This is a genomic window from Actinomyces acetigenes, assembly GCF_031296635.1.
GTDB classification, from domain to species: Bacteria; Actinomycetota; Actinomycetes; order Actinomycetales; family Actinomycetaceae; genus Actinomyces; species Actinomyces acetigenes.
The window spans coordinates 78014-89254 of sequence record NZ_JASPFC010000013.1; the positions used below are offsets into that span (position 1 = coordinate 78014).

At 70.9% G+C, this 11241-nt stretch carries 10 protein-coding genes and 1 pseudogene; 7 read left to right on the forward strand and 4 right to left on the reverse strand.

The window, feature by feature from the left end; all coding sequences use genetic code 11:
* Positions 1–188: 188 nt before the first annotated feature.
* Complete coding sequence (locus RIV14_RS07080; protein ID WP_075373222.1) at positions 189–1112, reverse strand: ComF family protein; 924 nt, start codon at positions 1110–1112, stop codon at positions 189–191.
* Between the two features lie 308 nt (positions 1113–1420).
* Here RIV14_RS07080 and secA point away from each other — a divergent pair, with 308 nt between their 5' ends.
* Positions 1421–4255: a preprotein translocase subunit SecA gene (gene secA, locus RIV14_RS07085; protein WP_075373221.1), complete on the forward strand. Its 2835-nt coding sequence runs from the start codon at positions 1421–1423 to the stop codon at positions 4253–4255.
* 71 nt (positions 4256–4326) lie between these two features.
* Here secA and RIV14_RS07090 read toward each other — a convergent pair whose 3' ends face one another.
* Entirely contained in the window at positions 4327–4842 is a 516-nt protein-coding gene (locus tag RIV14_RS07090) for an Rv3235 family protein (RefSeq protein WP_075373220.1), read from the reverse strand.
* 109 nt (positions 4843–4951) lie between these two features.
* Entirely contained in the window at positions 4952–5782 is an 831-nt protein-coding gene (locus tag RIV14_RS07095) for a LysM peptidoglycan-binding domain-containing protein (RefSeq protein ID WP_309325057.1), read from the reverse strand.
* Positions 5783–5974: 192 nt separating this feature from the next.
* Here RIV14_RS07095 and RIV14_RS07100 point away from each other — a divergent pair, with 192 nt between their 5' ends.
* Positions 5975–6523, forward strand: coding sequence for a Fis family transcriptional regulator (locus RIV14_RS07100; protein WP_075373219.1), 549 nt, complete (start codon positions 5975–5977; stop codon positions 6521–6523).
* A 23-nt stretch (positions 6524–6546) separates the two neighbouring features.
* On the opposite strand, the gene RIV14_RS07105 is transcribed toward RIV14_RS07100, so the two are convergent.
* The gene (locus RIV14_RS07105; protein WP_070660218.1) at positions 6547–6771 is read right to left on the reverse strand and encodes a helix-turn-helix domain-containing protein; all 225 of its coding nucleotides are present in this window, start codon (positions 6769–6771) and stop codon (positions 6547–6549) included.
* A gap of 203 nt (positions 6772–6974) precedes the next feature.
* Between RIV14_RS07105 and RIV14_RS07110 the strand changes: the two genes are divergently transcribed.
* From RIV14_RS07110 to RIV14_RS07130, 5 genes and pseudogenes are all read left to right on the forward strand, one after another.
* Positions 6975–7658 (forward strand): hypothetical protein, encoded by a 684-nt coding sequence (locus RIV14_RS07110; protein ID WP_075373218.1) that lies wholly within the window; start codon positions 6975–6977, stop codon positions 7656–7658.
* Positions 7655–9715, forward strand: a complete 2061-nt coding sequence (locus RIV14_RS07115; RefSeq protein ID WP_075373217.1) for a CpaE/TadZ family protein — start codon at positions 7655–7657, stop codon at positions 9713–9715. The genes RIV14_RS07110 and RIV14_RS07115 overlap by 4 nt, the downstream gene beginning before the upstream one ends.
* An 84-nt stretch (positions 9716–9799) precedes the next feature.
* Entirely contained in the window at positions 9800–10282 is a 483-nt protein-coding gene (locus tag RIV14_RS07120; RefSeq protein ID WP_070660208.1) for a DUF6912 family protein, read from the forward strand.
* 271 nt (positions 10283–10553) lie between these two features.
* The gene (gene rplJ / locus RIV14_RS07125) at positions 10554–11075 is read left to right on the forward strand and encodes a 50S ribosomal protein L10 (RefSeq protein WP_075249992.1); all 522 of its coding nucleotides are present in this window, start codon (positions 10554–10556) and stop codon (positions 11073–11075) included.
* A gap of 63 nt (positions 11076–11138) precedes the next feature.
* Positions 11139–11241: pseudogene (locus tag RIV14_RS07130) on the forward strand (50S ribosomal protein L7/L12); the annotation flags it as partial.

The following is an 11241-nucleotide window of genomic DNA, read 5'->3' on the forward strand; positions in this document are numbered from 1 at the left end:
CGGCCCTGACGGGCCGTGTGCGACAAGTACCCGCCACGTCTCACGGCGGGTTCGGGACTGGTGTCATCACCTCCTGATCACCTCGTGAGGGCCCTCAGGCACCGAGGCGGGAACCCGGTCGACTGTCCTTGTCGACGTCGGAAACCGCCTGTGCGTTGTGCCACATAAGGTACACCATGTGGGGCTGTTCACGCCTCCCTTTCGTGCGCGCCGCGCCCGGAAGAAGCCTCCTGATCGCCGCAGGCGGACAAACCCGGAGCTCTCGGATCACCTGTCGACGCGGATGCCGTGGCGTCCCGTGGCCGGCGGGAGGGACTGGCCGGTACCGAGATGCGCGCATGCGCCGGAGGCGGGGCGGCACTGAGCGCCAGCGCACCCAGGACCCGCCCGCCGCCCGCCCGCAGGGCCCGAGCACAGGCGCCCAGAGTGGCCCCGGTGGTCACGACGTCGTCGACCAGCAGGATCGGCAGGTCGGTGACGGCGGCCAGCAGGCGCGGAGCCTGGGCGCGGTTGCCCCGCCGCTGACGGGAGGATCGGCCCGCCTGGTGCGCTCCGCCGCCCCGACGGCGCAGCAGGTCCGTGCTCAGCACGAGCGCTGCGGGCACCTGCCCGGCCCACTGTGCGCAGATCCCCCGGGTGACGGCATCGGCCAGGCGGGCCGCCACCAGACGGCCGCGCAGACGGCGCACGATCCCGGAGGGCGCCGGGACCACGAGCAGCACCCGTGAGCCCCGGGGAGAGCCGGCCCAGACCTCCGCGGGCGGGTGCGCCAGCGCCCACCGACGCCCCAGGCGCCGACCGGAGCGGGTCATCACCTCCGACAGGTCCTCCCGGGCACCGTTCTTCCACCCCAGCACCATGGCGCGCACCGGGCCGGTGTAGGACGCCAGGGCCCAGATGTCCAGGTCACCTGCGGCCTCGGCGTGCTCCACGGCGAAGGGCTCGGCCTCGAACAGCTCCCGGCACCGCGGGCACAGCGTCGTCTCCCAGCGCCCGCAGCCCGCACAGCTGGCCGGCAGCCCCAGCGACAGGGTCGAGGAGAAATACTCCGACAGGCCCAGCGGTGGGCCAAGCGCGGTGGGACGGCGGGGCCCGCGACGATGGTGCTCCATGTCCTCACTGTGACGCAGACCGATCCTTCCCGCTCCGGGCGGCGCTCGCGGTCCACATGGCAACGGGACGGCCCTCGTCGTCGCCCCCTGTGGCCCCGCGCCCCGCCTGCGTCCTCGGTGGGAAGAATCTCGGTGCTGGAAAGACCGCCGCCCAGCGAGGTCCACTAGAGTACGGAGGCAGGTAGCCGGTGAGACCTGAGCTGATACCGAGCCGATCCTGCGCCGATGTCGAGTCGGCCGACTCGATCGATACGGCCTGCGTCTCATCGTCGCTCTTCGCAATCTGACGTCCCAAGGGAGAATACAGCGTGTCGATCGTGGACCGGATCCTTCGCATTGGCGAGGGCCGCACCCTGAAGAAGCTTGATGCCATCGCCGACCAGGTGGAGGCTCTCGCCGACGAGTACAGCGAGCTCTCCGACGCCGAGCTGCGCGAGATGACCGATGATCTCAAGGAGCGCTACCAGGACGGCGGGGAGAGCCTCGACGACCTGCTTCCCGAGGCCTTCGCCACGGTCGTGGAGGCGGCCGACCGCGTCCTGGGCATGCGCCCCTACCACGTCCAGATCATGGGTGGGGCGGCCCTCCACCGCGGCAACATCGCCGAGATGAAGACCGGTGAGGGCAAGACCCTCGTGGCCACGATGCCCTCCTACCTGCGGGCCCTGACCGGCAAGGGCGTCCACGTCGTGACCGTCAACGACTACCTCGCCGAGTACCAGTCCGACCTCATGGGGCGCGTCCACCGCTTCCTGGGGCTGACCACCGGCTGCATCCTCGTGGGCCAGACACCCGCTGAGCGCCGTGAGCAGTACGCCTGCGACATCACCTACGGCACCAACAACGAGTTCGGCTTCGACTACCTGCGCGACAACATGGCCCAGCGCCCCGAGGACCTGGTCCAGCGCGGTCACGCCTTCGTCATCGTTGACGAGGTCGACTCCATCCTCATCGACGAGGCCCGCACCCCGCTCATCATCTCCGGCCCGGCCAGCGGCGACGTCAACAAGTGGTACAAGGAGTTCGCCACGATCTCCGAGCGCCTGCGCGCGGGCAAGGACTACGAGGTCGACGAGAAGAAGCGCACCGTGGGCGTGCTCGCCGCCGGCATCGAGCGGGTGGAGGACTACCTCGGGGTGGACAACCTCTACGAGTCGGAGAACACCCCCCTGATCGGATTCCTCAACAACGCCATCAAGGCCAAGGAGCTCTTCCACCGGGACAAGGACTACATCGTGCGCGACGGCGAGGTCCTCATCGTCGACGAGCACACCGGCCGCGTCCTGCCCGGCCGCCGCTACAACGAGGGCATGCACCAGGCCATCGAGGCCAAGGAGCGCGTGGAGATCAAGGCCGAGAACCAGACCCTGGCCACCATCACCCTCCAGAACTACTTCCGCCTCTACCCCGAGGGCTCGCGCTCGGGCATGACCGGTACCGCCGAGACCGAGGCCGCCGAGTTCGCCGGCACCTACAAGATCGGCGTCGTCCCGATCCCCACCAACAAGCCCATGATCCGTGAGGACCAGCCCGACCTCGTCTACACCACTGTCGAGGCCAAGCTCGACGCCGTCGTCGACGACATCGCCGAGCGTCACGAGCTCGGCCAACCGGTCCTGGTGGGCACCACCAGCGTGGAGAAGTCGGAGATCCTCTCCGAGCGTCTGCGCGAGCAGGGCATCCCTCACGAGGTCCTCAACGCCAAGCAGCACGCCCGCGAGGCCGCCGTCGTGGCCATGGCTGGGCGCAAGGGCGCCGTCACCGTGGCCACCAACATGGCCGGACGTGGAACCGACATCATGCTGGGCGGCAACGCCGAGCACATCGCGGTCACCGCCCTCAAGGAGGCCGGCCTGGACCCCGAGGAGAACGCCGAGGAGTACGAGAAGGCCTGGCCGCAGGCCCTTGCGGCCGCCAAGGAGGCCTGCCGGGCCGAGCACGACGAGGTCGTCGAGCTCGGCGGCCTCTACGTGCTGGGCACCGAGCGCCACGAGTCGCGGCGCATCGACAACCAGCTGCGCGGCCGCTCCGGCCGTCAGGGGGACCCGGGCGAGTCCCGCTTCTACCTGTCCATGGAGGACGACCTCATGCGCATGTTCGCCTCCGGGCTCGCCCAGCGCATCATGTCCTCGGGCGCCTACCCCGACGACGTCCCCTTGGAGTCCAAGATGGTCACCCGCGGCATCGCCGGGGCCCAGCGGCAGGTGGAGTCGCGCAACTACGAGATCCGCAAGAACGTCCTCAAGTACGACGACGTCATGACCGAGCAGCGCGAGAAGGTCTACTCCGAGCGCCGTCGCGTTCTGGACGGCGAGGACCTCGAGCCCCAGATCGAGGCCTTCCGGGCCCAGGCCGTCACCTCCATCGTCGAGGCCGGCACGGCCGAGGGCCGCCCTGACGAGTGGGACCTGGACGCCCTGTGGGGCGAGCTCGGCAGCCTCTACCCGGTGGGCCTGACCCAGGACGAGATCGTCGAGGCGCTGGGCGGCAAGGACGCACTGACCTCGGAGCGCCTCATCGAGGAGCTCAGTGAGGACATCGCCGTGGCCTACGAGGATGCCGAGGCCCGCATCGAGGCCAACGCCCTGGCCCACGTCCAGCTCGGCGAGGAGCCCATGCGCACCCTGGAGCGCCGCATCCTGCTGGCCGTGGTGGACAAGCGCTGGCGGGAGCACCTCTACGAGATGGACTACCTCAAGGAGGGCATCGGTCTGCGGGCCATGGCCCAGCGCGACCCGCTCGTGGAGTACGCCAACGAGGGTGCCCGCATGTTCCGGGCGATGATGGAGGGGATCCGAGAGGAGACCGTCGAGCAGATCTTCGCCAACGTCGCCCGCTTCGACGCCGCCGCCCAGCGCGCCGCCGAGGACGGCACCGTCGAGGCCGCGCAGGCGGTCGCCAAGGCCAACGCCACGGCTGCGGCCGGCATCCGCGTGGGCCAGGCCGGCGGCCAGGGGCGCGGCACGGTTCTGGGGGACACCGGGCAGGCGTCCATGGAGCAGCGGGTCACGTACTCCGGCCCCAGCGAGTCCGGCGAGGAGGAGACCGCGGGGGCCTCCTCGCGCAAGGCCTCTCGATCCGGCGCCGGCTCGGGCGGCAACCGGGCCGAGCGCCGTCGCTCTAAGAAGAAGCGCCGGCACTGAGACTCAGCGAGAGCTGGCACAACTGTCGATGATCCCGTCAGAACCCGGCGACCACGCCGGTTCCGGCGGGATCACGCCATCTCCAGGCCGGTGAGGATCCAGCGCTCGCGCAGCAGCTCCAGCCGGGCCGCAGCGGCCCGGACCCGATCGCCCTCCTCCAGCAGGACGGTGGCCTCGCAGGCCCCCGACATCGTCAGCTCGGTGCGCACGCTGCGGATGCGTGGCCGCCGCGGGCTCGTCTGGCGCCCCAGGATCCGGGCGGCCAGGCCCGCCCGACGGGCGAGGGCCTCGAACAGGGAGGGGCTGGTCCAGCGGACCAGGTGGTCCACGGGGCGCAGCCCGGCCAGGACCTCGCTGGCGGCAGTCACCACGATCGCGGCCGTGCGTGAGGCGTCGGCTCCGGCGACGGGCCGTCGTGTCAGGGAGGCCTCCCGTGCGAGGGCTCCGGAGTCGTTCACGGGCTTGGAGGGCTTCTGCGGAACCGCACGAGTCGGCGTCGGGTGACTCGGTGAGGGCCGGCTGCGACGTTGAGCACCGGTCTTGCGGCGTGCGGGGCGGATGGCTTGAGCGGTGGCGGTGGCGGTCATAGCGGGCTCCTGACAGTGGGCGGGGTGCCCGGCGGGCACGGAGTGTGAGGCGGGTCGGGGCGGCGTTCGATATCGGCGGTGGAGGGCGTTGGTGCTGATGCGTGGCGGTTCATCGTGATGGCGCCTGGCCTCCTGTCGTCGTGCCCGGTGCGGGCAGGGAATCCGGGATGCTCAGGACCGTGCCGGGCCGGATCAAGGACGGATCGACGCCGATCACCCCTGAGTTGGCGCGATACAGGGCCGGCCAGGCCTGCGCGATCCGTGCGGGGCCGGAGCCTGCGGGCAGCAGACGGGCAGTGATCGACCACAGGCTCTCGCCGGGCGTGACAGTATGCGTGGGCCCCGACGGGGGCGGGGAGCCGGGGTCGGTGGAGGGCCGCGCCATCTGGCTGCTCGGCGGAGTCGAGTCCGCCGACCGGTTCGCGCCGTCCGAGTCTCCCGAACCGGTCGAAGTGCTCGAAGGGGACTGCTCGGGCTCCGACGGCGTCGAGGACTGTGACGGTGGTGAGGCGGGTGCTGAGCTGGTGGGGCGCCATCCCAGATCGTCCCCGCCGCCGGTCTCCTGGGCGGCCAGCGCGGGCGCCGAGGACAGGGAGACAAGCAGCGCGGAGGCGGTGATGCGTCTGACCACTGGCGCTCCCCAGGCCTGGAGGACTCTGGCTGCCAGCGCGGAGGCGCCGCCTGGGTGGAGGGGAGTGGTGCCGCTCGCGGTGGGAAGCGTCATGAGGGCCAGGAGGGCTGAGACCACGTGCCACAAGGCCCCCAGGGTCCCGCATGCGCAGGTCCCGGCGACGACGGCGTCCGACAGCTCGCTCAGTCCCCAGGACTGCGGCGGGACCTTCGCGAGCTGCTCCGCGGCGCCGTGGGCTGTGCGTCCCAGAAGGATCAGGACAGTCCCTGATACTCCGGCCAGGAGAACCAGCCGCTGACGAGCCCCCATGTCATCCTCCATCATCGATGATGCTGTTTGATGATGTTAGGTATACTCCTATAATGTGATGATGTCAATAGTGGTGATGTGGTATGTCGTGGCTTTGAGCCGTGGTAGTGGAGGGCGCAGGCGGTGGCGGAGCGCGGACTGAGCCGCTCCGGAGTACTTTCCTCGGCGGGCGGACTGTGGTGAGGTGGGCTCATGGACTGGGACGTGATGATTGCCGACCTGGAGAGCAGCTTCGATGCTGAGCGCCGTGCGGACCTGGTGGCGCAGAGTGCCGAGCTCGCGGAGGCCGAGCACGCCTCCATCGAGGTCGTCGACCGTCTGCGAGGCTCGGTAGGCCGACTCATCCACCTGCGCACTCGCAGTGGTGTTCCCGTCGACGGCGTGGTCTGCCGGGCGGAGCCCTCCTACATCCTCATCGATGAGGGGGAGGGGCTGCAGGCCGTTGTCCCGGCGGGTGCGGTGGCCACGGTGATGTCGCTGGTCGGTCCGGCGCCCCGGGATGGTCGACGCCGGCCCACGCTGACGGCTCTGATGCGTGAGGTCGCCCGGCGGGGAGCGCGGGTGCGTCTGGTGGTGGGCTCCGGAGAAGTGGTGGGGCGCCTGGTCCGGGTCGGGGCGGACCACGTTGATGTCGCCGTCGACCCTGAGGGCGGCATCCGCTCGCATCGCGCTCCCGGGGCAGGCGGCGCGGGGGTCATCAGTGTCATGACCGCTGCCATCGAGGTGATGCGCAGTCGCTGACGTCGGCTGGTGGACGGGGAGGTTCAGGGCGCCTCGTCCTCGTTCCAGCCCGCCGCGACCATGGCCCTGGTTGAGGCGAGCTGGCGCTGGATGTAGTCCTCCAGGGCCTGGTCCTCGATGCGCCAGAGCTTGCGGGCGCCGACCTGAATAGCGGGGAGGTCGCCGGTGCGGATGAGGGCGCGCACGGCCTGGGCGGACAGCTGAAGCTGCTCGGCGACGTCGGCGATGGTCAGGAATCGTGTGCTCATACCACGATGATCCCACTGCTGGATCCTCTCCACAATTCTTAAAGGCACTTGTGGATAACCTTGAGGTACTATTTTATCCCAACGATGATTACAGGAGATCAAGGAGGATTCCCGTGATGTCATCTCGCCGCAGCCGATCCCTGACCGGTCCTGAGCGTCCCCGCGGTAGTCGTTGGCGCCGTCCTGCCTGGAAGGACCCGCGTATGGCCGGGGGAGTGGTCCTGGTGGCCGCGGCCGTGGCCCTGGGGGCCTGGGCGGTCGACGCGGCCGCTGACACCACTCGCGTCTACGTGCTCTCCCAGGACGTCGCTCCCGGGACGGACCTGACTGCCGACGGTGTCCTCACAGTGGTCGAGGCCCATCCCGGCACCGATGCCTACGTTGAGGCCGGGCACCTGCCGGACGGCGCCGTGTCCACACGCTCCATGCGCAAGGGGGAGCTGCTGGCCACGGCGGCCGTCAACAGCGGTCGGGAACAGGACCTGCGGCCGGTAGTCCTCAACGTCGCCTCCAACCTGCCGGCCTCGACCAAGGTCGGCGACTACGTCGATCTGTGGGTCGTGCCCAAGGAGGGCGTGGCGAGCCGGCCCCCGGCCCAGGCCCCCGCCACCGCGCAGCCCCCCGGACAGGACGGACAGAGCACTCAGGGCGGTCCAGGCGACCAGTCGGGACAGACCGAGGGGACCGGAGCCCGCCGCGTGGCCACAGGGCTGGTCATTGCCTCGGTCGGTGAGACCAGTAAGGGGCTGATCTCCGGACCCGGCACCGGGGTGGAGGTCAAGGTTCCCGAGGCCTCCCTCGCTGCCGTTCTCAGCGCCGTCGGGCAGGAGGGGTCGCTCGTTCTGGTTCCCACCGGCCAGGAAGCGCCCGCGGAGAAGGCCTCGTGAGCGTCCCGGGGGCCGGAGTCCTCCTGGCTCTCAGCGGCGATGACGCCGACATCCTGCGGGCCTTGAGCCAATCGGGAAGCGGGCTGTGCGTCGTGCGCCGATGCGCCGACCTGCCCGAGCTGCTGTCAGCGGGCATGGCCGGACTGGCGAGCTTCGCCCTGCTGGACACCGGTTTTGACGAGATCGACCGCACCGTCCTGGATCGACTCGCGCGCGCCGGCCTGAGCGGGCTGCTCCTGGTGGAGACCCACGAGGAGGAGCGCTGGCGCAGTGCGGGATGGCCGGTTCTCAGGCGTGACACGGAGCCTGGTCGCATCTGCTCGGCGCTGCAGGACCTCGTGCGTCGTGGCGGATCCTCCGGCGCGGCGTCCACAGGGGCGGGGCCGGCCCGCGGCGCCGCAGGAGGCGCCGTCTCGCAGGCCGCGACCGGGCCGGCGGGCGTAGGCGCCGACTGGCTGAGCGCCGCCACCCCCGCTTCGGCGGGCCCGAACGCCGCCGCCCAGGAGACCGCCTGGCTCGAAGAGTTGTGGCGCCAGTCGCCAGGCTCCCCCGAGGGTGGAACGGCGTTCTCGCAGCCGCCCCCGACCGCCAACGAGACCGGAGACGGGGAGAACTCGGGACAGAGCCTGCGGCAGGACCGGGAGCCGGCCGCCGCGGATATGCCGGAGCCCGCGTTTCCGGTCGTGACGAGCCCAGCGGGCAACGAGTGCGACGGGAGGATCGTCCTGGTGTGGGGGCCTCACGGCGCTCCCGGACGCTCGACGGTCGCCGCCTCCCTTGCCAACGGCCTGGCCGCCTGCGGAGGTGCGATCCTCGTGGACGCCGACGTCGAGGCTCCCAGCCTCGTCCAGCTCCTCGGTATGCCGGAGGACTCCTCGGCCCTGGCCGGGGCGGCCCGCCTGGCCACCCATGGCCGGCTTGACGCCGAGAGCTTTCGACGGGTCCTGGCGCCGGTGGGCGGTGGGCTCTTCCTGCTGGGCGGCCTGGGGAGGTCCGGGCGCTGGCGTGAGCTGCCACCTGCCTCGATGACCGAGGTGTGGGCGCAGTGCCGTCGGGCCGTGGCCTGGACCGTCGTCGACGTCGCCGGCGGGCCCGCCGATGACGACGTCGACGACTTCACCCTCGAGCCCGGGCGCGGGGCCGTGACCGCCGACCTGGTGTCGCACGCCGACGTGATTCTGGTTGTCGGCGGGGCCGACCCCGTCGGGGTGCGCCGCCTGCTCCAGCTCCTCGATGAGATGGGGGCCTCCATGAACCCTGCCGGCCGGGTCGAGGTCGTCATCAACCGGGTGCGGGCCTCGGCCGCAGGACCCTCTCCCCAGCAGGCTCTGCGAGAAGCGCTGGCGCGTTTCGGTGGACTGGAGGACATCGTGCTCCTGCCCGACGACGCGGCAACGGCCGATGCCTGCCTGCTCCAGGGTTGTACTGTCCTGGAGCGGGCGCCCGCCAGCGCCCTGGGCAAGGCCCTGAGCGCGCTGGTCGACCGTATCGATCCGCAGGTCGCAGCGGCTCGCAGGGCCACCTCCCCACGTCGTTCCCTGCTGCGGCGCTCGAAAAGGCGCGGAGGGCGGCGGGACCGGAGGGACTCCGCGGCTCAGGCCGCAGCCGCCGGAGGCAGGAGCCGCTCGAGCGCGCGCAGCGCAGGTGCGGGGCGCCGCCGCAGAGGTGGGGGCGAGAGACAGACCGTCGGTGAACGACCGCCGGCTCCCCAGGTGCCCAGCGGACTCACCCAGGCCCCGCCGCAGACCTCTGCGGGCCTGCCGCCATCGATCCAGCCAGTGAATCAGCTGGCGAACCAGCCCCAGGGGCGGCCGCCGGAACCACCTTCGAGCAGCCCACCGGCTCAGTTGCCGCTACCGGAGCGGGGGCCGGTCCCCGGATCGCCGCACTGGTCCTCGGTGGCGCCGTGGCCCAGTGCGGGGACAGCGCCGGACGCAGGAGCGCTCCCAGGGGCGGCTCCAGGAGCACAGGCCGGCCACGACCCGGGCGGGGACGATCATCGGGGCTCGAGCGGCCCTCCGTCGGTGCCGCCGGGAACCGGGCGACACCGCTACTGAGACCCGGCGCGCGCGAGCGGTGCCGGGCGCGGACTCCGCGCGCTTCGTGGGAGGGCGACTGCGGTGGTAGGGCAGACTGGGGGCATGCGCATCTACCTGCCCGCCACCGCCGCCCACCTGCGCGCAAGTGTCCTGGGCTCCTCGCACCAGCCGCTCACGGCTCACGCCGCCACCCCCACTCTCGCCCATGCCCTGCCGGAGGAGGACGAGGAGGGTCTGGAGGTCTCCGCCTCACTGTGTGCCGCCGACGCCTCCGTCCTCCTGCTGGCTGAGCCCGAGGCTGCGGGGCTGGCCGACCGGCGCATCGTCATCGCGGCCGACGTCGAGGCCGAGAACGTGCGCGAGCTTCCTGTGGAAGGCGACGTCCTGCCCGGCACGATCGAGGTCACCGGCGAGATCACCTGGGAGGACGTGGCCGCTCTGCTCGTGGATGAGCCCGAGGCGGAGGCCGATGTGCGAGCCGCCCGGCTCGGCGACGAGGATGCCTTCGAGCGCGCCGCCGAGGCCGACCTGCTCTGGTACGACGTCACGGAGCGAGAGGCGCTGGCCGAGAGCCTCGGTGTCTGACGCAGCCGGGGTCGCTTCTGACGAGCATTCGCGGTGACGTGACCAGTTCCACGGCCGCCTGCCTTGCGCAGCGCAGCCCGCTGCTGGGTATGGTGCTTTCTGCCAAAGACCGCAGGTCGCCCGCTCCGGCGGGACCAAGTCCACACCAGGTGGGGCCGGCGCAGGTGAGAACGAGACTTCTTCGGGCGTGCCCGAGACCGAGCCCCGTGCCCACCGGCGCGGGGCTTTTCCAGTGAATGGACCCCTGCGGCATACCACGGAAGGAGGGCCCATGGCACGGCCTGACAAGGAAGCAGCCGTTGCTGCGCTGGCGGACAAGTTCCGCCAGGCTGACGCGGTCCTGCTGACTGAGTACCGGGGACTGAGCGTCGCCCAGCTCAAGGAGCTGCGTCGTTCCCTCGCCGGTAACGCCGAGTACACCGTGGTGAAGAACACGCTTGCTGCGATCGCTGCCCGCCAGGTCGGGCTCGAGGGCTTCGCCGACGACCTCACGGGCCCCTCCGCCCTGACGTTCGTCACCGGTGAGCCGGTCGAGGCCGCCAAGGCTCTGCGTGACTTCGCCAAGGACAACCAGCAGCTCGTCATCAAGGGCGGTGTCATGGACGGCGCCGTGCTGTCCGCCGACGGCGTTGACAAGCTTGCCTCTCTCGAGTCCCGCGAGGTGCTGCTCGCCAAGACTGCGGGCGCCATCAAGGCGTCCCTGTCCAAGGCTGCATACCTCTTTGCCGCACCGGCCTCTAAGGCCGTGCGCACCGTCGACGCCCTGCGCGAGAAGCAGGAGACCGCGGCCTGAGGCCGCACGCGTCATCCACCAACCCTGCGCGCGCAGGAACCTGATAAGGAAGGAACGCCCATCATGGCGAAGCTGACCACCGAAGAGCTCATCGAGCAGTTCAAGGAGCTCACCCTCATCGAGCTGTCCGAGTTCGTCAAGGCCTTCGAGGAGACCTTCGACGTTA